The sequence below is a fragment of the Paenibacillus sp. S02 genome, from assembly GCF_019454065.1.
GTDB lineage: Bacteria > Bacillota > Bacilli > Paenibacillales > Paenibacillaceae > Paenibacillus > Paenibacillus polymyxa_B.
Map to the genome: position 1 here is coordinate 3,623,087 of NZ_CP073682.1, position 21,462 is coordinate 3,644,548.

The following is a 21,462-nucleotide window of genomic DNA, read 5'->3' on the forward strand; positions in this document are numbered from 1 at the left end:
TAATTAGGATGAATTTTCCATTATATCTGTTCCATAATACAAATCCTCGTCCGGCTTGAACGTGCTTTCCATCGTAATGTGATTGCCTTCCAATGATGAGCGCTGAAAAGCATGCATGGCTTCTAACACATGGTAGGCCAGTTCATCATTAGCACGATGGTTCTTTTCACTGCGTATGGCTCTCACCATCTCGCCCGCGCCTATTCCACGTTCGTTTTTCCCGCATTCAAAAAGGGGCTTTAACAGCTCTGCTTTTTCCTCGCCAGGTCGGCGAATTTTGACATCTCCGTTAAAAAAATTCGGGTCCGGCAAGTTCAAAGTCCCTTCCGTTCCGTAAATTTCAATACGTGGCAGGTCTGATGCTCCCTGAATATCAAAGCTGGTAATCAAGGTTGCGATGGCTCCGTTATGAAAATCCATGGTCCCGGCCAAGTGCGTTGGTGTTTGCACCCGTAATGGCGTGCCGCTTTTGGGACCGAAATGTATATGACGTTCTGGAATCTGAATTCCTACGGAGCCGCTAATTCGCCGGATCGGCCCCAGCACTTGGATCAACGAGGCTAAATAGTAAGGTCCCATGTCAAACATCGGTCCTCCTCCAGCTGCATAGAAAAATTCCGGATTCGCATGCCACCATTCAGGGCCTCTACTCATTAAAAAGGCAGTAGCGGCTACTGGCTGACCAATCATTCCAGTCTGTATGGCATGACGTGCGGTCTGAATAGCCGCCCCAAGAAAAGTATCAGGAGCACAGCCGACACGCAGATTTCTTGCTTTGGCTAAATCCAGAACGCGTTTTCCGTCCTCCAAAGAAACCGCCAAAGGCTTTTCACTGTACACATGCTTGCCTGCCTCTAGTATCGCCACATCTGTCAGTGCATGGCTGCCAGGCACGGTCAGATTAAATACAAGCTCAATCTCAGGCTGACGAAGCAATTCATCCACCTTGTATACGTTTTCAATGTTGAATTCATCGGCCCTCTCCTTGGCCCTCTCATCTAGTAAATCAGCGACGGCCACCACTTCAATAAGTGGGCTCTTTTGGAGATTTTCAAGATATACCGAGCTAATAGTACCGCATCCGATAATCCCGGCCTTCATTCGTTCCACGTCGTCACACTCCTTGGCCTCCAACATGTACTTTCTCATCTAACATGTAAGCTTTACAGTTCACATAGTATTCTATTTCTGTTTCGTTTAAAATGAATAATATGATTAAAACATGAACAATCTGGTCAATATTTGAAACAGCCATATGCCCAAAGGAGTCATCATCATGTCTATCGTCGAGCCTTGTCAGGTTCTTACCGCAGGCTATTCCTTCCATCGAAAGCCCTTTTATTCGAACCAGCCTGATGGGATCAAAAATTATTTATTCCGTTTGCAAACAGATGGACGCTGCCAGGCCCGCATTAACGGGGAAATGACACGGATTGAGGCGGGTGACCTACTGCTATTCAATCCTACCGAGCCTTATGAACTGGATATTCATAGTGAGTTGAATCCCATGGGAGATCTGGTCGTGGAAAGTGGAGATTATCACATTTTTTTCGGTGGTTCCTGGGTAGATGAGTGGTGGAACCATCATAAACGACCCAACAGAATTAAGGTTCAGCTCACAGAAGCCCTGCTTGGCCTATTTCGTCAGCTTGTGATGGAGCAACGACGTATTTCTAATCCTTACCCGGAAATATCAAGTTATTATATGCGCATTTTATGTTTGGAGTTTGACCGTATGCTATCCGATCATCCTATCGCTACCCATCATAACTATCTTGCTTATCAGATTAAAAATTATATTGAAGAAAATGCATCCTCTAACTTCAAGCTAGATGACGTGTCTTCACACGTAGGTATCAGCGTATCCCGAGCAGTACATCTGTTTAAGGAAACATTCGATACGAGCATTATGCAGTACACGCTGGACATCAGGCTTAACATGGCGAGAGAACGAATCATTTTCAGTCCCATGTCACTGGAACAAGCCGCCGAATCTTCAGGATTTGCAAATTACACGTATTTTCACCGTGTATTTCGTTCCCGCTTCGGTATGTCGCCCAAGGAATTCAGGGTGATTCACCGCGAGCAACTGTAGGTAAAAGAGAGCGTTCACCTGAACGCTCTCTTTGTTATAACCAATAATGGGGGATACTGCTTACATACCACGACCCAGCTTTTTTACGGAGCAATTGTCAGCATCACTACCGACATTGGTGGCAGTGTAACATCCAAATGCTGACCTTGCAGCTGATAGGATGTGAAAGCTTCCTTTTTTACACGCTCTGGCTGATCAAACGTATTATGTGCCTGCATATTGTCGCTGGCAAGGACAACACCGCTGATCTTTTTAACCTCTTCCAGTCCTCTTAGCTCCAAATTTAAGTTTGCCGACTCGCCCGGATGGACGTTGCAAAAGCTAATATGAATATTGTCATCCTGCGCCTTGGAGGCGGACACGCTTACTTGTGGGATGGAATCCCCATCATATTCATAATCGTCCACCTTTACATGAACAGCCAGTGCTTGCGCATCCTGATGCACTTTAAACATTTCAAATATATGGTATGTCGGCGTCAACAGCATAGCAGGGCCTTCGGTCAGAATCATTGCCTGTAAAACATTGACCATTTGAGCAATATTCGTCATCTGTACTCGGTCATGGTGATTATGGAAAATGTGTAGGTGCAGCCCAGCTACCAGCGCATCGCGCATCGTGTTTTGCTGATACAGGAAGCCCGGATTGGTTCCCGGCTCAGTCAGGAACCAGGTTCCCCATTCATCGACGATCAGTCCGACCCTTTTGTTAGGATCATATTGGTCCATAATGGCTGAATGACGAGTAATCAATTCATCCATATGCAATGATTTTTTCATCGTCTCGAACCATTCCGCTTCATCAAAGCCGAGTGCTTGCCGTTTCCCTTCCCAGTTTCCCGGGATCGTATAGTTATGCAGGCTCAAACCGTCCATAAGATGCCCAGCTTCGCGCATCAACACTTCGGTCCAACGATAATCATCCACATTCGCCCCACCTGCGATGCGATAAATGCGGTTCTCGCCATAGTTACGGACATATGTCTGATAGCGGCGATACAGGTCGGCATAATATTCTGGGCGCATGTTACCGCCACAACCCCAGTTTTCGTTACCCACTCCAAAATATTTGAGCTTCCATGGTTTCTCACGACCGTTTTCCTGACGCCATGCAGCCATAGGGGACTCTCCATCGAAGGTCATGTACTCTACCCATTCCGACATTTCCTGAACTGTACCACTGCCGACATTTCCACAAATATAAGGCTCTGCATCTAACAGTTCGCACAATTGAAAAAACTCATGTGTGCCAAAATGATTATTTTCAACCACACCGCCCCAATGCGTATTTACCATTCTCTTACGATCTTCTTTTGGTCCGATACCATCTTTCCAATGATATTCATCGGCAAAACAGCCTCCCGGCCAGCGCAGCACAGGAATCTTCAGCTTTTTTAACGCTTCCACCACATCATTACGAATTCCGTCTGTGTTCGGAATCGGAGAGTCCTCTCCAACCCATATGCCTTCATAAATGCAACGTCCAAGATGCTCAGCAAATTGTCCATAAATATTTTTATTAATAATGCCTTGTTTCCAATCGGTATTAACAACAATAGAACCCTTCACAACAAACCCTCCCCAAAAATATTAAGATTGTTGGAACACCCGTACGAATGTTTGCGCTTTCATTTTTGGTCTAAATATCACTCATACCATCGATCTTCTTTCGATCTTAATTTTTACGCACCATCACATCTAGAAAACATTAATATAAATATTAATAATTAAACAAAAACATTTCACGTGTTTAATATATTTTATTGCCTACTTTTTGTCAATCGTTAAGAAAAGGTCCAATCAAACCAAAAAGCCTGCCATTAAGGCAGACCAAGGTATGACTACTTTAACCCGTAATCCAGGTTCAGCCGAGCCTGAGCATTGTATCTTTTAGGCTGTTCCTATCCAGCGTGAACCATGGTAACTGGGACAATTTTGAGCTGCCGCCAAAGCACGTACACGAACAATACTTCCGCTGATGCCACATGTATGCCCGGACATTAACTCTTCACATTGTGAGCAGGCCAACAGTCTGGCTTCGTACACTTCATCGTTTACACATTCCATTTTGGGTCTCATGTTGGTTAGAATTCTGGTAATTTGCTCTTCCGATATCGAGATGTCTCTTTCACAGCCTTTACAGGTACTTGGCATAGGTATATCTTCCATCGTAAGCTTACCCTCCCCATCAACAATGTCTTAAGTAAATACAGTGAGTCCATGATGCCATAAATGATAACAGTATATTCTTTATTCTGGCTTGCCCTATTTCCGTTCCGACGGAAGGCTGGCAGCCGCCTCAGATACGACCATCGCCAAGTCCTCATTTCCGAACATGGACAGTACCCCTAATACCGTATCCAGCGGAATATCACCCGCTTCTTCACGCGATACAGTCAACTTGCGTACTCGTAGCAGACGCTCGTTGCTATCCTGATGCGGATACGCTACACGATATAATTCCTCTGGCTCCAACCCGTGATTGATACACCATTGCGCAAATACAAGGATCATCATATCTTCTTCTTGCTTATAATTTTCAATGATGGCTTCTTCTAGCTGTTTACCACGGTTATCTTCTTCCATTCATTCATTTCTCCTTCAACCTAATTCTTGATGTCTGTCTGGACTGTTAAGATCACGTTCGGACGTTCCATATTAAACACTCAAACGGCTGATCAGTTCGTCAGCCAGCATATGGCTTTCCAATACTTTTCCAGCCCGTACAGCACACTCCTCCGGACGATGAATATGCTCCAGAAAATGATTCACGACTCCAGTGAATCCCCGTCTTTCCAAAATCGTATCCCAGCTTCCAAAAGTTTGCGTTAGTGGTGAATGATTTTTTTGCATAAAAACAGCCTGTTCCATATTTATTACTTCAACAGACCGTCCTGCCCCGTGAAGCTCCAGCTTCTCTATGTCAGCCCCTGCCTGTCTACTCATACTGTAGCTTCCGGTAGCATTCCCCAAACGTACGGTCCCGAACGCAGCATCCATATATCCATCACTCGTCGTATTCAGACTACTATGCAGCAGCTCATAATCATCGCCACCCAGCCACAAAAGCAAATCAAGCATGTGAATTAAATCATCATACACCGTCTGTGCCGCCGGTCTTCGACCATATCCAGTACGGTGTTTAATGGCCGCACATTGACTGAATCCACCTGCTTCCTCTAACCATGCTTTAGCAGCTACATAATGCGGGGCAAAACGTCGATTAAAGCCTACCGCCAGCAGCACGGCCTGCGCTTCCGCAAAAGCGGTCATTTCCAGATTCTGACGAACATCATAGGATAACGGTTTATCCACATACACAGCAATCCCTTTTTCAATACACGCCATAACTAGATCAAAATGAGCTTCGGTCGCGGCATGTATAAATACAGCTTCCGGTTCCCATGCTAGCATCTCCTTCACATCAGTCGTTCCTCTTGGCAACCTATATTGCTCCATAATGGAACTCACCGGCTCCTGTGAACGGTTCATGACACCTACAATGTCTACACCTTGGTGTGCTGCCAGTAACGGTAAGTATACTTTATGAGCAATACCACCCAGTCCTGCAATAGCTACTCTTGTCTTCGTTTGCTTATCCATATCGTCCCCACCTTTAATCACTCTTTCATCTGTTGTCTAGTTTACATGGAAGTCTGCTGACAAGCAAAGAAAAGAGACTGCTCCGGGTCCAGTTGGACCTAACGGAACAGCCTCTATGGCATGAACGTTCAGCTTCAGCTAAGTTTACTTAATGTAAGTTAGCTTAGGCGTGCTGCGCTTGCTTTCTTGTTTTTTCACTTTTAATTTTTTTAACACGCATCCCAATGGCTACAACCAGAACCACAACCAGAACCTCAAAGCCGTATTTAACGACCCCGTTCATAAACCAGTGTGCAATCAGCGGTTCCGCCACCACCATTTTGGCGGCAGTATAAGCCAGTACAGCAGCACCAATCGTAATAACTACTGGGTAACGTTCAGTCAGCTTCAAGATAATCGTACTTCCCCACACCATGATTGGAACAGAGATTGCCAGACCCAGTATAACAAGCAGCATGTTTCCATGAGCTGCTCCCGCAACAGCAAGTACATTGTCGAGGCCCATCATCGTATCCGCGATAATAATCGTGCGGATCGCTGCCCACATTTGATTCGTAGCTGAAATTTCATGTTTTTTCTCTTCAACCAGCAGCTTATAGGCAATATAGATAAGTGCGAGTCCCCCAATCAAACGCAATCCATAAATTTGTAATAAATACGTGACCAGCACTGTAGCAATCACCCGAATGATGACCGCTCCGACCGTCCCCCAAATAATGACCTTCTTTTGATTGGCCTTATCAACATTGCGAGCCGCCAAACCGATTACGATCGCATTGTCACCAGCTAGCACCAGATCAATGATAATGATGGATACTAATGCGGTTAAAAACTCAATTGACAAAAAATCCATACGTTTCTCCCACCTTTTTTATTTATTTGTTATACTGTACATAGTTCAGCGCTTTATACTAAAAAAGCGCCATTTCACGGAATCCGGAAACGGCGCTTGACCCAAATTTGGCATCAAAAAAAGACCATTTACCCGGATTCCTAAAATCCTGGCAAAGGTCTCGCTTACAACATTACGTTGCCAATAAAGCCGGGGATTAAAAATCCCGTAATGACGACTTTACTCGTTGAGCTACTCCCCTTTGGGAACTATTCTATTAGTGGCAGTATAGCACACATTATTGGGAATGTGAACCCTATTTTTTTCTGTATAAGCGATAAGCCGAACAGGGATATTGAAAGAGGTATGTAAATGAAAAAATGGCTACTCGTCGCGGCTTATGTTTCGCTGCTTTGCATCGCGTTTATCTACAGATATGATTGGCTCGCCTGGGCGGACAAGCAAACCTCCTTTCCAGTTCTGCTACTGCTCGCATTTTTATTCGCGTTAATACCGTTTGTGCCGTACAAGCTGATTATCGCTTCTATTGCTTATGCCGCAGGCCCCTGGCAAGGTGCTCTGATCTGCTGGCTGGGCACTACCTTGGCTGCGCTGGTCGTTTTCGCTGCAGTACGTACCCTGTTCCGTGACAAAGGACGTGCCTATTTGAAGCGGGTTCCCGCATTGGAGCGCTTCAATCAGGTTATGGAGAGGGAGCCTTTTGCTGCTGTTCTGCTGGCTCGCCTGATTCCGGTCATCCCCCAGGTAGCGGTAAATGTATACGCTGGAGTAGCAGGGTTTCCGTTCTGGAGTTTTATCCTAGGTACAGCTATTGGCAAGCTTCCCGCAATTGCGGTGTATGCTTATGCAGGCGGCACCTTTGCAGAACATCCAATCACCGGTTTGCTCATTTTGGTGCTATATACTGCACTGGTGGGCGGCGGCTTTATGCTCTACCGAAAAAGGCTTCAACGCGCCAATAGAATATAATGCGATAGTTTGCACCGTCTCTGTAGGATGTTTCGTTGCGATTTTTGAGGACAGAGCCAGTTACACTGCTGTTTGGTTTCTGACGTTTCGTTGGAATTTGCAAAAATCTCGTATATAATTTAATTGTAAGCTATTTAAATAACAACTAATTAAACATTCTCAGATTGGAGTGACAAATATGAGCACCAACAATCCACACACAGTAGAAAAAGCAACTTTTGCAGGTGGCTGCTTCTGGTGCATGGTTTCCCCTTTTGAGGAATTACCCGGTATTTTGAAGGTTAGATCTGGATACACAGGGGGACATACCGAAAATCCTACCTATGAAGAGGTGTGTTCTGAAACAACGGGGCATGTAGAAGCCGTACAGATTACATTTGATCCGCAAGTTTTCCCGTATGAAAAACTGTTGGAGCTATTCTGGCAGCAGATTGACCCGACGGATGAAGGTGGACAGTTTCACGATAGAGGTTCATCTTACCAAACGGCTATTTTCTATCATAATGAAGAACAGCGAATCAAGGTAGAAGCTTCTAAAGAAGCTTTGGCTCAAAGTGGCCGCTTCGACAAGCCCATTGCTACACCGATTCTGCCTGCGGCCACTTTTTATGAAGCAGAAGAATATCATCAGGACTATCATAAGAAGAACCCCGCTCATTACAAGCGCTACCGCAAAGGTTCGGGACGTGAAGATTTTATCGAGCAAAATTGGTCCGGCAAGATTGATAAATCCGATCTTAAAGATCGGCTGACGCCTATTCAATACGAAGTAACACAAAAAAACGCGACCGAGCGCCCTTTTCAAAATGAGTTTTGGGATCATGAGGGTGAAGGCATTTACGTGGATATCGTATCAGGAGAGCCTTTGTTCAGTTCATTGGACAAATTTGACGCAGGTTGCGGTTGGCCCAGCTTTACCCGTCCATTGCGCAGCTACAATGTCAAAGAAAAAACTGATCTCAGCCATTTTATGATCCGTACCGAGGTGCGAAGTCGTGAAGCTGACTCCCATTTAGGGCATGTATTCGATGATGGTCCTGGTCCAGATGGTTTGCGTTATTGCATAAATTCCGCCGCGCTCCGCTTTGTGCCTCAAGAAGACTTGGAACGTGAAGGATACGGAGCATATAAGTCATTATTTGAACAGTAAATAGCCATAGAATCATTGGGGCTGACCCGCGATCTATCTTTAATAGATGATCACGGGCCAGCCTTTTTTGGGATGTGGCAGCACATCATTACGTAAGCTAGCAATTTAACTCATTACCCATCCAAGCCAAATTGCTAGCGGTACTAGCAATAGCTGGGCTAATAAAGTACCTGCCAAGCGCGAGATGATCATCCAGCCGTACATGCTGTTCATCCAAGTTAAGGGTAGCTCCCCTCGTAGCGTTTTCTCCGACAGAACCGCCAATCTTGGATCAATTAACAAGGTCAGTAATACCGTTGCGACGCCATTGATTAGACCTGACGACATTGACATTGCTGTACCTTGAGCAGGCCACAGAAATGATGCATATAAAGCGGATACTACTCCTGTTGTATAAATCGCAGTGACAGCTATATTCAGAATAATTAGACGCTTGGGTATCGCTCCGCTAATCAGTGAAGTAAGCATTGACCAGGTGGGGCGCTTTATGTAGTAGCCTGCATGTTTCCAGCGACTTCGCAGCATTAAATGACGCACCAAAGCCGGAATAGATCCGGTATGCTCCAAATGCACAATCCATCTGGCTGACATGCGTACCACTGTTGGATACAGTAATATAGCAAGCATGGTTCCAACGGTTGCTGCCAGCAGTACCCCATGCATATATAGTTCCAGTCTAATGTCCGTTCCGCCCACTTGTGTTGCAGCTTTAGCCTGATCGACCATCCCTCCCAGTAAAGGCCCCTGCGCCATGTTAGAGGTGCGTGAAACCAACAGCAGCATTCCCGCAACGGTTAACGCCAATCCAATCCGACGCGCTCGCAAACCACCAAGCCGAAGAGCATAGGACAAGCTATCTGTAGTATGAATGATGATAGTCAGCAAAAAAACAAAACCCCAGGCAAGCAAATGCTTCACTCCTTTTTCTGGTATTCTGCACACCATTATACGCTTTTTCTCAAGATACATTTTACAATATATTCATTTCTTTGATTTCCGTTTGTTTAAGCCGACAACGGGTAATACATAATACATCATCTGTTATAAGGAGTGTGCAACTATGCCTTGGAACAAACATGATTACCCTCCATCCATGAAAAATCTGGAGCCTCGTGTGCGAGAAAAAGCCGTCGATATTGCTAACGCCCTACTCCGTGACGGCTATGAAGAAGGGCGCTCGATTGCGATTGCCACTTCCCAAGCCGAGGAATGGAACGATAATCATCCAGCCGAGCAAGATGAGAAACCGACAAAACATGAAAAACAGCATTCAAGCGAAAATCTGCACAACCATCATTCCGCTTCTTCCGATGCAAAGGAACCCATTCATGTGGTGCCGCACGAGGATCGCTGGGCAATCAAAGAAGAGGGACACAACCAGCCCATTTCAACCTTTAAACACAAAAATGAGGCGATTGACGAAGCTCAAAGTTTTGTAGAACGCCAACAGATTTCTGCAATTATTCATGACCGGAATGGACGCATTCATTCAACTTTAAAGCCTTCCTGATAGAAGCAGCTGAATACAGCGAAAGGGTGTTACGTAAGAAGATTTCTCTCCTGACGTAACACCCTTTCCTTATTGACGAAGGCTGTGGACGACCGGCACTGTTTTGGCAACCACCTTTTTAGCGGGAATAGCCGCTGGCAGTACCTTTTTCACAGGTCGGTGCAGTTGGAACGTGGTCGTCCATGTAATTATTTTTCCGGCAAGCCACACAGCCAGTATTGTAAACATTGTTTCCTTCATAGGCAGATACAACAATGATAATCCCAGTACGATGATGTCACTGACAATAAACACGTTGCCGATTTTCCACCCGCGCCACTCACTGATCAGCAGAGATAAGATATCATCGCCCCCGGTTGCTCCACCGAATCGCAGTACGATTCCGGCTCCCAAACCTGTAAGCACCCCACAAAGTAGAGCAGCTATCAGCAGATTTCCATGTAGATCTATAACCAGAGTCGAATACTTCTCAAATCCTGCATAAAACAGTGAAAAAGCAACGGCTCCAATTAACGCAAGCAGCATAAATCTTCTGCCCTTCAGTACCCATGCCAGCAATATGACGGGAATATCAAGCAGCAACATACTCCATGCTGGAGATATGCCAAACGCGTAATGTCCCAGCAGGGCCAAGCCTGCAAATCCGCCTTCTGACAAATGATTTTGAGCATTAATGTGATAGTACGTAAAAGCTAAAATGCATGTTCCGAGCAACATGACAGCAATCTGTCTCAGTGCTCCATTGTTCACGATAGATTCGTAAGTTTTCCTCATACAGGCTCCCTCGGTTTCTCGTAAGTTTGATGTGGATGAACCCACTCTTACGGAAGCTACCGGGTAAGATGTGCCTGGAGGACTTGGTCCTTCGCATGTACAATCCCCTCTTCCGCAGAGTTGGCTTTCGCAACTTGACGTTACTCCGCGGAAAAGCTAAGTATAAGACAGATCAAATCGTTTCCAAATCGTCCTTTGGGGAAGTATCCTTCGGGGACACATGGTATCCTGATCCTTTCTTTTGTGGAATAAAACTCCGACATTTCTGTGGTACATATAATTCTATAATTTATTATACCACACCTTGTCACCTGCTAAACAGCTTGCTTTTTTGCTGCACCATATTTTATTTTATGTGTGAGCATGCTTTATTGTATGTGCGAATTAACGCATTATACCGAAGGTTTGGCGAATGCACATTTAATATAATAACCAAAGCGTATTTTATTTCTGTTTAGATTATTATCCACTTAATTTGGCGGTTCTACGCTGGTTGGCCATAAACACGCCTCCAAGTATAAGGACCAGCCCGGTCAGAACGTTCCAGCCGATATGTTCATTCAAGAGCAAAAAGCCCCATACAATGGCACTTACTGGTACAAAATACGTCACCGAAGAAGCAAATTCCGCACTCCCCCGCAAAATCATGTAGTTGAACAAAATATATGCTACTCCTGATCCCAAAACTCCCAGTCCTATAAGAGAACCCAATACACCTGGGTCAGAAACAATCGACAAATCAGGTCTCTCCACAATTGCCATCATAATACCACCCCCTACCGCAGCACCAAACAGTGTCGAAAAAGTAGCCTGATACATGGAAAGATTGGAGAGAAAACGTTTGGAGAGCTGTGTTCCAAATCCGTAGCAGAGAGTCGCAAGCAGCATACATCCAAAACCCACAGGATCAACAGAAATAATAGATGCAGGATTAATACCCAATAAAATAATGATTCCTACAAAAGCGAGACCCATTCCTAACCACTGCATTCGATGAAAAATAGCCCCGAAAAAAACAAGCCCCACCAACATGGTCCATATTGGCGTGGTGGCATTCAATACAGAAGCCATGCTGCTAGCTATTCTGGTCTCGCTAAAACCGATCAATGTCCATGGCAGAACCATGTTGACCAAAGCTACCAGAATAACCGATTTCCACGGAATGCTTTTGATTTTAAACGGCCTGCGCATAAGTAGCATTAATAAGACGATAAAAATAAATCCAAAGCTGGATCTGAGAAATACAATCGTCCACGGCCCTACTTGATGTAGCAACAACACCTTGATAAACATAAACGAACCGCCCCAAATGAGGCTCAACAATAATAAAGCTGCATATAACGAACGTGACAATATGTATACCTTCTTTCTCCACTTTCTTAATTTAAATAGTAAAGGCTGACCGCAGTCAGAACGATCTCCCCTTTTATGTAAGTTTTTATCCATTAGCTTAACATAAACTCTGTTTAACTGTCATTGGCGATAAACGCATGAATTCTTTACACAATGGCACATAGGGTATCGCTCCCTACCCCTTTTCCAATAATTGATGATTGCTTTAGCCATAGAAAAATTCCTATGATGAGGGAGGTATAAACAGAACATATGTTCTATACACTAATTATATATTGTATTCTTACTCGGAGTAAAGGAGATTTTTATGCCAAACCAAAAGATACTGAACTACAAGAATAAAGCTCCTTTGCCTTCTGAAGAAGACGCAGGGCTGATCAAGATCTGTGTACTTCTAACTCTTGTGCTGGATGTGCTGGAACGAGACATTCGTATTATAAATACCTCTCCTCTAAAAATGCCCGATTTGTATGTTCGTAGCCTGACTGGAGTACAACAGCGCGTAGCTGTTCAATTAGCAGAGACAAAGGCGCGAATGAAAACACTAGGGGTTAAAATTTACAGCGAAATCCGAAATCATGAAGGCATAGAGGTTTTGTATGTGTGCCGCGGCTATCAAAGGCGATTTTTCATGCTTTCATCCTTTGCCCGCAGCGAGGTCCGACGGAAACTGGGACATTATCTGGGAATTGACCCCTCCCAAGATTAAGCCCCCTTGTAATCTCGTCTCTAGTTCTTGCACGATTAATTTTCATTCCCTGCAAAATAACCAACCCACTTCCCATTTATCAACCTAAATTCTAGTATAAAACTATTGCATTACGTGAAGTGAAGGTGATTCAAGAATGGATAAGTCACCAGATCATGGATAAACTCAGTCCATTTGGCACACATTATGCCTATCTCATCCAAAATGGAGGTGCTCTCTTGGCTGGACATGACGCAGCTTCCGTTGAATTAAGCAGAAATATTTCCTTTATTGAGCAAGCACTTTTTTACACGGATGATTTAAAAAAGCAGGCGATTTCCGTTGACGGCAAAGACGGTATGCTGCTCTATATTGATTCGCTCGTAGATCAGGAGATGATTCAAACTCATATCCTGAGTGCCTTATATGAGAAAACCGATGCAGTCTCTCATCAAATGTTCACCACCTTAAGCAGTCAAAAAGACACCGACCTTCAAAATGCTGCTGATTCGCTTATTCAGGGATATTGCATTTTTATGATAAATGGAGCGGAAGAATTTTTTATCCTTTCTTCCGAAAAGACGTATGCTCGCAGTACAGACGAACCAGAAAACGAAGGGATTATTCGCGGACCGCACAATGGATTCATTGAGCAGTTATCCATCAATCTAAATCTGATTCGCAAACAAATTGTCACACCGTCACTGGTTGTACGCTACTTTTATGTGGGATCTAAAACCCGGACTAAAATCGCTATTGTCTATGTTCAAGACTTGGCTAATCCTGAGCTAGTGGAAGCAGTGAAAACGAGAATTAAAGCGATCTCCTCCGATATGGTGCTCCCCCCCGGTTTTATTCAAGAGTTTATTGAGGACAACCCTTTTTCCCTCTTCCCTCAACAGCTCAGCACGGAACGACCGGATCGTGTGACCGCCAATCTAATGGAGGGACGGATAGCGATTTTGGCTGAAGGTAGCCCAACTGCTCTAATAGCTCCCGTCTCTTTTTTTGCATTTTACCAAAGCCCAGATGATTATCACGGCCGTTGGATTATTAGTTCATTTCTAAGAACGATTCGAATGATGAGCTTTTTGATCGCTTTTACGCTGCCTGCCATTTACATTGCGACGATTGCTTTTCATCCAGCTATTTTGCCATTAGAGCTGGCGCATACCATCAAAAAATCACTGGAAAATGTCCCATTCCCAGCGATTGTGGAGGCTATGCTGCTTGAATTGATCTTTGAGGTGCTGCGAGAAGCCGGGGTTCGTCTACCCAGTCGGGTTGGTCAAACTATTGGAATCGTTGGCGGTCTCGTCATCGGAGATGCTATCGTTCGGGCTGGTCTCGTGTCGTATACGATGATCATTGTCGTCTCGTTGACAGCCATTTCTTCTTTTTTAGTGCCTTCTCATGAAATGAGCTCAGCGGTTCGTATCCTTCGTTTTCCGATGATGATTGCTGCAGCCTTGTTTGGATACATTGGCATTGCTTTCGGTTTACTTTTTCTTACTATCCACCTTTGCAAGCTGGAGACCTTTGGTACGCCCTACTTTGCTCCTCTTGCACCATTCCGGCTCGGTGATATGAAAGATGTTTTTATCCGCTTTCCGATTTGGACATTCCATCAGCGACCATATGATTCCCAAGCCCAAAAATTGAAGCAGCAGAACGACTCTAGGAGCTGGAAACGACGTGAATAAAGAAAGTACCATTGCATCGGGTCAACTGTTTTTTCTCATCATTAAGTTTGAGATTGGCGTAGACATTTTGTCGCTTCCCTATCAGATGCACCTTTCAGCTAAAGGAGGGGGTTGGATATCTGTCATTATTGGCGGCCTTCTGATTCAACTCATTATTTTGATGTGCTGGCTCCTGCTAAGACGTTTTCCCTCATCTTCGATTTATCAAATATTAACCCAGATTACTGGTTGCTGGATTGGAAAAGCATTGACTGTGGCTTACATTGCTTACTATCTGCTCATGGGTACCTCGGTTCTTGTGAACGCTTATGACGTCATTAATCGCTGGATGCTGCAATATACTCCCCGTTGGGCTATACTTGCCCTGTTTTTGTTCAGTAGCATATACCTGGTTCGCGAAAATTTAAGAACGATTGCCCGAGTACTTGTTTTAATTTCATTTCTGATTTTTCCCATGATGCTGTTAATTAGCTATGGCATAAAGCAGTCCAACCCGCTTTATCTGCTACCTCTGACTGAGGCGGGATGGCCCCGTATTATTTTCGGTTCAAAAGAAACGCTCCTAGCGATGTTTGGTTTTGAGTTCATTCTTGTCGTCTTTCCCATGGTTGAGGGCAAAAGTATAGGCAAGCTCAAGTCCATTCTGGCAGCTAACGCGATCGTGGTACTATTGTATTGTTTTACCGTATTTACCTGTACAACCGTATTCAGCCCCCAACAGCTTGAATTAATGCCGGAGCCAGTCATTTATTTGCTCAGATCCATTCCACTGGGAACGATGGATCGGGTCGATTTTATTTTTCTGCCGATTTGGCTCATTTCGATCTTTGGCGCTATAAGTGGTTATTATTATGCGGCGTCTTACGGAATAAGCTATCTATTCAAGCAAAAGAGTCACAAAAAGGCAGTTCCCTTTGTTGTGCTCGCCTCATGTTGTATTGCCTATTTGCCTCAACGAAGAGAAGATTTCGAGCTTATTGGTTCCATAGCCAATAATTCTGCTTATATTTTCCTAATTGTATTCCCTTTTCTGCTGCTGATCCTATCCTATCTCTTCAAAAAAAAGGAGGGACCTGAAACATGAAAAAAAAGAGCAGAGCGCTTGGAATGCTGACTCTACTCATTTTTATAACAGGCTGCTGGGATCAGGACAATTTGAAGGATGCCCGATTGGCAAATGCATCGGCTTATGATCTCACTCCTGAAGGCATATTGTTGCAAACGCTAGAAGTTGTAGACGATTCTCAAAGCAATCAAGGTAAAAGTACCAATGAAATTCATTCAGGTACCGGCCATTCTGTTCGGCAAAGTACAGACAAAATCCGGGCCAAAGTAACCGGGGATATCCGCTTTTTCAAATACGGAGTTATTTTGTACGGTACCAGCTTGGCCCGAAAAGATTTATATCCCTATCTGGATGTGCTGTATCGTGAGCCTGACCATCCGACTTCCCATGTCAAGGTAGCTATTGTAGATGGATTAGCTGGGGAAATAATAGATCAAAAAAGCATAGGTAGCCTCTTGATTGGCGAATTTATAACCAAAAAAATCAGGAGCCTTGAGGAAATGTGTATGTTCCCAGAAATGACACTGGAGACACTGCTTCCCCCAATGCTTGATCCGGGTCAAGATTTTGTACTTCCCTATCTTTCCAAAGAAGGAGGAGATATTACAGCACGTGGAATTGCCTTATTTCACGGACAAAAATTCACAGGAAGCCTAAGTAGTGAGCAAGGTGTTTTATATGTCTTAATGACTGGAAAGTGGAAAAATACAGCTCGCTTTGTAAAAAGGATACATCCCGGACCTGTCGGTGATGTGCAAAACTTTATTACGTATCAGGCTAAAATCCAGAATGTCAAACGTAGCCTTAAAGTGAACGTTCAGCGCGATGGACAAATTGATGTGGAGCTTAACCTAAAATTGCCTGTCGATATTGTTGAATATGCACGAAACCATCTTCAAGATAAAGCTAACGTACAGCATCTGAACCGTCAACTTTCCGAAATCATGACCCAGGATGCGGAACAAATTATCCGTACACTTCAGGAAAATGGATGTGATGCCTTTGGCGTAGGCAGACAGTTGATCGCTCATTATCCAGCAGTATGGAAAAGTGTGGATTGGAATAAAGAATACCCCAATGTCCGTTTTCATCCGCAGGTCACTGTAGACATTGTCGGGAACGGCATTTTAAACTAGGCCGTTTCTGTCGTTTAGTTTTTGGGTTGATCAGATATTATTTCTGGATAAATAACTTCGTCAGATTGGGTTTTTGGAGTCTCATTCTGGCTTTCCGATTCAGAAGGAGTCCCCTGTTCGTTTTCAACAGAAGGTTGCGAAGTATCTGTTGATGGCACATCGTTATTCTCATCAGGCATATCTAGCTCTGTGTCTACGTTAGGAACAGTAGGAGCCGTTTCCTCTGCTGGAATCTTCTCTTGATCTGTTGCAGGTACTTCATCCTCTGGGACTTCTTTTTCCTTGATATCTGGTTTGGACGGGACCACTGGTCTAGCAGAACGCGGAAGCTGTTCTCTTCCAACTTCGGTAGGCACATACTTTTGATTAAACCAGTCAGTCACGAGTTGACCCGATTGACGGGAATAACGCCCTGGCAGCTTACCTGTAAGGCTAGAAACCGTAACTCTTACAACACCTTCCGGCCGTATAAAGTGCTTATTCTTAAAAAGCTCAGGCTGGTCCTTGACCGCCTCATTCATGATCAGTGCCCACACTGACTGTGCTCTGGAATGGCCTTCTTGAGATAATGTATTAACCTGTTGGCGGTAACCAGCCCAGACGCCTAGTGTAACGTCAGGTGTGTACCCCATAAACCACACATCACCAAAGTTTTGTGTCGTACCGGTTTTACCGGCGATATCAATGGCACCGTAGCTTTTAAAAGCATTTTGCAGGCGTTTACCAGTTCCCCTTGGATCTGATATAACAGTTTTGAGCATATCCGTCATCAAAAATGCGGTTTGCTGCGAATATACACGCTTCGTCTGCGGTTTAAATTCATACACGATCTTCCCGTTGGCATCCGTAATTTTGCTGATCAGATGAGGTGCATTATATACACCCATATTGGGAATCGTTCCATATGCTGCGGTCAGTTCCTCGACGGATACTCCTTTGCTTAGTCCACCCAAAACCCCTGTCTGAGCATGTTCATCCTGCGGCTGAATCGTCGTAATTCCAAGAGAACGCACAAAATTCCAAGCGTTTGGAATTTTAACTTCATATAGAAACAGTCTCAGCGCAGGGATGTTGATTGACCGATTGAGTGCTTCACGGGCTGTCATAAGCCCCTCGTACCGTCTGTTATAATTTTTAGGAATATGATAGCCTTTACGCCCGTCTTTCAATATGATTTGTGAATCATCAATAAGACCAGCTGGCTGAGTGTAGCCCTTTTCCAAAGCAGGTAAATAAGCAGCAATAGGCTTCATGGCAGAACCGGGCTGACGTGTCATTTGAGTTGCATAGTTCATTTGCTCGGTATTAAAATCCCTGCCCTCGATCATACCGAGTATAGCCCCTGTTTTATGATCAATCATGATTGCTGCAATCTGCTCTAATCCCTTCTTCTTGCTGTATGGAGAAAAATTTTGTGGATTGGCTGCAATCTGCCGCATATTGTTATAAATTTTCTTATTTATCGTTGTATAAATTCGATATCCGGACCGTTGCAACTCTTCTCGCGTATTTTGAAGAAGCTCGGCATGCTCAGGCTTGGAAATCTCGGCTGCCGTGATATCGGGATTTTGCTGGAGCGCTAACAATTGGGCGGCCTCCCGCTCTGTCTCCAGCATCAAATAAGGGAATGTGTTATAACTTTTTTCGCGATGTGGCGCAAGAGTGGCTTTCACATCAAATTGAAGCGCCTCGTTATATTCGGATAGCGTAAGTTTACCTGTTGCCAGCATTCTTCCCAACACGACACGTTGGCGCTCCATCGCTTTATTGAAGCCTTCTTCATCAAAGTTCCCTTTACCATCAAAAGCGGAATAAACAGATGGCAGTTGCGGGAGACCTGCCAAATAAGCCGCCTGAGCAATATGAAGCTTATGTAGATCACTTACATTGAAAATTCCTAACGAAGCAGACTTGATTCCATATAAATTGTAACCAGCGGAACCATTACCAAAAGGCATTTTGTTTAAGTAAGCCGTTAATATTTTATCCTTGCCCATAAACCGTTCCATACGCAATGCTAGCAGCATTTCCTTCACCTTGCGACTGTCCGTCTTATCCAGACTGAGAAAAACCCTTCGGGCTACCTGCTGCGTCAGTGTGCTGCCGCCTGTTTGTCGGTTTTCATTCAAAAGCTTCTGCTTAACGGCACGAGCTGTTCCCTTTAAATCCACACCACGATGCTCATAAAATTGGCTGTCTTCCGTTGAAATGAGGGCGTCCACAATAGACTGAGGAACATCCTTCAGATCAACGAGCTGTCGATCCTCCTCCATGCGCATTCTTCCAACCGGAGTTACCTGGTCATTAAAAAACACAAAGCTGGTCAGAGCGTTCTCATTTACCTTTTCATATATCAACTGACGTGATCGTACAGGTTCATCATGAACCAGTGCCGCCACATAACCAGATATAAGACCTCCAGCAAACAGCACTCCAAGTACACCCGCAAACGAGAACCACTTGATATTAATCAGCAAAACTCTGCCAAAAATACGCCACCTACTGCGTTTTTGAGATGATGGTCGACGTTTTGGATTCATAAAAATGGTTTTCTCCCCTCAATATTCATTCATTTCCACTTGTTTTTGCTCAAGATATTATGATACGCCATGTTAGGTTTTACGTAAACTGTAACGTTCCAAAAAATACATTTGTATTAGGAACACTTGTTCTGTATATAATACTACTATAAGAGTATACATTCAAGAATATTTTGGAAGGATGATCCACACATTTCAGGAGAGGAGGTCGGATTTTTGAAGGAACGCAGAAATAGAACCATATTCTTATCGGACTGCCAAAGTTTTTATACCAGCATCGAAAAAGCAGATGAGCCCAAATACCAACATAAGCCACTCGTTGTGGCCGGTGACCCTGCACTTCGTTCAGGCATTATTTTAGCTGCGTGTCCGCTGGCCAAAAAATACGGTATATCTACAGCAGAACGTCTGGGAGAAGCGGTGAAAAAATGTCCTGACCTTATCATTGTACGCCCGCGTATGCAGCATTATATCGATGTCTCATTAAAAATAACAGAAATCTATAATGAATATACGGATTTGGTTGAGGTTTTCAGCATTGATGAACAGTTTCTGGATATGAGCGGAAGCCTCTCCCTGTTCGGGGATCCGGTAAGTATTGCAAGTGAAATCCAGCAAAAGGTACTGGCACAAACAGGAGTATGGATTCGAATTGGCATCGGCTCCAACAAAATGCTGGCTAAAACCGCAACAGATATATGGGCTAAAAAAAATGACAGTGGCATTTTCTTGTTGCCTACATCCGATATTGCAGCATTGCTGTGGCCTCAGCCAGTACGCCTTATGTTCGGCATCGGTTCGCGCATGGAACGGCATTTGGAGAAGCTTGGACTACACACCATTGGAGATATCGCACGTACTCCCTTACCCCGGCTACAGGACAGATTCCGGTCTCATTTCGGCAAGCAGTCCGATATTCAGGCAGAGGTGATATGGCGAACTGCTAACGGGATCGATCACAGCCCGGTCAAGCCGGAAACATTTAATACACCTCCCAAATCCATCGGTCATATGATGACTCTTCCCCGCGACTATCTCCAGCCCGCGGAAGTGGAAACCATCCTGCTTGAACTAACAGAGGAGGTGTGTCGGGACGCTCGCCGCAAAGGATATATGGGCTCGGTTGTGACTGTTCATTGTATATGCAGTCCCTACGAGGCACCAACCGGATTCTCCCGACAAATGAAGATACCCGATCCTACAAACCATACCCAAAAGGTATATGAAACCGTTAAAAAAATCTTTTATACTTTTTGGAATCATATGCCCGTGAAGCGCGCAGGGGTTACTTTAAGCGGATTGGTGGATGATCAACTGTATCAGCTGGATTTTTTTGAGGATCAGGAGCGATCCCGTGCTTTGGAAAAGGTGACGGACACTTTAAAGGATCGGTACGGTCAGTCCATCATCATGCGCGCATCGTCGTTAACAGATGCCGGGCAGGCCATGGAACGGTCTATCAAAATTGGCGGTCATTACAAATAAAAAGTCTCATGATAAGCACACACTAGCTATTGCCCGGGGAATGAACTAATACAAACCAAAAAGGATCGCCTGATATCAGGCAATCCTTTTTTTATCTGTGCTTCACAAAAAAAACATGGAGAGCGCTTTGAAGCACCTCTTCAAATAGCAATCAACGGAACATTCCCCACAGCTTGATTAGATGGAATGTATTGGACGGATCAATTTTTTGTGCCAATACGAAGGCGGTCAATTGCTCCTCCTGCACAGCTGTCAAACGCTCGTTTAAAATAGCAGAAGTGGACTTCACAAGATGACGCACCTTAGCTTTATTTTGCAGGTCCGCTTTAGTCACACCTTCAATCTGCTGCTTAACCCGCTCCTTGAGCGCACGATTCTTCATTTTCAACTTAATCCGCTCCACCAGTTGCGGACTGATTCCATATTGCTGATAGCTCAATGTTGCCACACCTCCCATATCATTCGGTCATTCCCAAATATATGACGGCCAGCCTGTCCATTGTGCCTATCTGTTTAAAACGTTTAGAACAACCTCATG

20 protein-coding genes are annotated in these 21,462 nt (G+C 44.5%); 9 read left to right on the forward strand and 11 right to left on the reverse strand.

Annotation, left to right across the window (positions count from 1 at the left end):
• Window positions 1-3: 3 nt before the first annotated feature.
• Complete coding sequence (locus KAI36_RS16100) at window positions 4-1,110, reverse strand: Gfo/Idh/MocA family protein (RefSeq protein WP_220028146.1); 1,107 nt, start codon at window positions 1,108-1,110, stop codon at window positions 4-6.
• A gap of 166 nt (window positions 1,111-1,276) precedes the next feature.
• Here KAI36_RS16100 and KAI36_RS16105 point away from each other — a divergent pair, with 166 nt between their 5' ends.
• A complete protein-coding gene (locus tag KAI36_RS16105) occupies window positions 1,277-2,095 on the forward strand; it encodes an AraC family transcriptional regulator (RefSeq protein WP_023989280.1) in 819 nt (272 codons plus the stop codon).
• Between the two features lie 83 nt (window positions 2,096-2,178).
• On the opposite strand, the gene KAI36_RS16110 is transcribed toward KAI36_RS16105, so the two are convergent.
• From KAI36_RS16110 to KAI36_RS16130, 5 genes are all read right to left on the reverse strand, one after another.
• Window positions 2,179-3,663: an alpha-N-arabinofuranosidase gene (locus KAI36_RS16110; protein ID WP_220025400.1), complete on the reverse strand. Its 1,485-nt coding sequence runs from the start codon at window positions 3,661-3,663 to the stop codon at window positions 2,179-2,181.
• A gap of 321 nt (window positions 3,664-3,984) precedes the next feature.
• The gene (locus KAI36_RS16115; RefSeq protein WP_023989282.1) at window positions 3,985-4,263 is read right to left on the reverse strand and encodes a DUF6171 family protein; all 279 of its coding nucleotides are present in this window, start codon (window positions 4,261-4,263) and stop codon (window positions 3,985-3,987) included.
• A gap of 96 nt (window positions 4,264-4,359) precedes the next feature.
• Window positions 4,360-4,680 carry a hypothetical protein gene (locus KAI36_RS16120; protein ID WP_013310862.1) on the reverse strand — a complete coding sequence of 107 codons (321 nt, stop codon included), beginning with the start codon at window positions 4,678-4,680 and terminating at the stop codon, window positions 4,360-4,362.
• A gap of 72 nt (window positions 4,681-4,752) precedes the next feature.
• Complete coding sequence (locus KAI36_RS16125) at window positions 4,753-5,697, reverse strand: Gfo/Idh/MocA family protein (protein WP_220025401.1); 945 nt, start codon at window positions 5,695-5,697, stop codon at window positions 4,753-4,755.
• A 163-nt stretch (window positions 5,698-5,860) separates the two neighbouring features.
• A complete protein-coding gene (locus tag KAI36_RS16130) occupies window positions 5,861-6,550 on the reverse strand; it encodes a TerC family protein (protein WP_025722249.1) in 690 nt (229 codons plus the stop codon).
• 351 nt (window positions 6,551-6,901) lie between these two features.
• Between KAI36_RS16130 and KAI36_RS16135 the strand changes: the two genes are divergently transcribed.
• Together KAI36_RS16135 and msrA are read left to right on the forward strand one after the other, a co-directional pair.
• Window positions 6,902-7,519, forward strand: coding sequence for a TVP38/TMEM64 family protein (locus KAI36_RS16135; RefSeq protein WP_220025402.1), 618 nt, complete (start codon window positions 6,902-6,904; stop codon window positions 7,517-7,519).
• A gap of 178 nt (window positions 7,520-7,697) precedes the next feature.
• A complete protein-coding gene (msrA, locus tag KAI36_RS16140) occupies window positions 7,698-8,669 on the forward strand; it encodes a peptide-methionine (S)-S-oxide reductase MsrA (protein ID WP_220025403.1) in 972 nt (323 codons plus the stop codon).
• Between the two features lie 105 nt (window positions 8,670-8,774).
• On the opposite strand, the gene KAI36_RS16145 is transcribed toward msrA, so the two are convergent.
• Window positions 8,775-9,578, reverse strand: a complete 804-nt coding sequence (locus tag KAI36_RS16145) for a lipid II flippase Amj family protein (RefSeq protein ID WP_220025404.1) — start codon at window positions 9,576-9,578, stop codon at window positions 8,775-8,777.
• A 151-nt stretch (window positions 9,579-9,729) separates the two neighbouring features.
• Here KAI36_RS16145 and KAI36_RS16150 point away from each other — a divergent pair, with 151 nt between their 5' ends.
• Window positions 9,730-10,179, forward strand: coding sequence for a DUF2188 domain-containing protein (locus KAI36_RS16150; protein ID WP_068941523.1), 450 nt, complete (start codon window positions 9,730-9,732; stop codon window positions 10,177-10,179).
• Between the two features lie 69 nt (window positions 10,180-10,248).
• Here the strand turns inward: KAI36_RS16150 and KAI36_RS16155 are convergent, their stop codons facing one another.
• Window positions 10,249-10,953, reverse strand: coding sequence for a YitT family protein (locus KAI36_RS16155; protein WP_013310869.1), 705 nt, complete (start codon window positions 10,951-10,953; stop codon window positions 10,249-10,251).
• A 462-nt stretch (window positions 10,954-11,415) separates the two neighbouring features.
• Window positions 11,416-12,306, reverse strand: a complete 891-nt coding sequence (locus KAI36_RS16160; protein ID WP_023989291.1) for a DMT family transporter — start codon at window positions 12,304-12,306, stop codon at window positions 11,416-11,418.
• Between the two features lie 307 nt (window positions 12,307-12,613).
• Between KAI36_RS16160 and KAI36_RS16165 the strand changes: the two genes are divergently transcribed.
• The 4 genes from KAI36_RS16165 to KAI36_RS16180 all read left to right on the forward strand — a co-directional run bounded on the left by KAI36_RS16165 (window position 12,614) and on the right by KAI36_RS16180 (window position 16,899).
• A complete protein-coding gene (locus KAI36_RS16165; RefSeq protein ID WP_220025405.1) occupies window positions 12,614-13,015 on the forward strand; it encodes a YhjD family protein in 402 nt (133 codons plus the stop codon).
• Window positions 13,016-13,233: 218 nt separating this feature from the next.
• Window positions 13,234-14,697 (forward strand): spore germination protein, encoded by a 1,464-nt coding sequence (locus KAI36_RS16170; protein ID WP_220028147.1) that lies wholly within the window; start codon window positions 13,234-13,236, stop codon window positions 14,695-14,697.
• Window positions 14,690-15,781 carry a GerAB/ArcD/ProY family transporter gene (locus KAI36_RS16175; protein ID WP_220025406.1) on the forward strand — a complete coding sequence of 364 codons (1,092 nt, stop codon included), beginning with the start codon at window positions 14,690-14,692 and terminating at the stop codon, window positions 15,779-15,781. The genes KAI36_RS16170 and KAI36_RS16175 overlap by 8 nt, the downstream gene beginning before the upstream one ends.
• A complete protein-coding gene (locus KAI36_RS16180) occupies window positions 15,778-16,899 on the forward strand; it encodes a Ger(x)C family spore germination protein (RefSeq protein WP_220025407.1) in 1,122 nt (373 codons plus the stop codon). Before KAI36_RS16175 ends, KAI36_RS16180 begins: the two co-directional genes overlap by 4 nt.
• Before the next feature lie 14 nt (window positions 16,900-16,913).
• Here KAI36_RS16180 and KAI36_RS16185 read toward each other — a convergent pair whose 3' ends face one another.
• A complete protein-coding gene (locus tag KAI36_RS16185) occupies window positions 16,914-19,439 on the reverse strand; it encodes a transglycosylase domain-containing protein (protein WP_220025408.1) in 2,526 nt (841 codons plus the stop codon).
• Between the two features lie 216 nt (window positions 19,440-19,655).
• On the opposite strand from KAI36_RS16185, the gene KAI36_RS16190 reads away from it, so the two are divergent.
• Window positions 19,656-20,924 carry a DNA polymerase IV gene (locus tag KAI36_RS16190; protein WP_220025409.1) on the forward strand — a complete coding sequence of 423 codons (1,269 nt, stop codon included), beginning with the start codon at window positions 19,656-19,658 and terminating at the stop codon, window positions 20,922-20,924.
• A 151-nt stretch (window positions 20,925-21,075) separates the two neighbouring features.
• Here the strand turns inward: KAI36_RS16190 and KAI36_RS16195 are convergent, their stop codons facing one another.
• Entirely contained in the window at window positions 21,076-21,363 is a 288-nt protein-coding gene (locus tag KAI36_RS16195; RefSeq protein WP_220025410.1) for a stage VI sporulation protein F, read from the reverse strand.
• Between the last annotated feature and the right edge of the window lie 99 nt (window positions 21,364-21,462).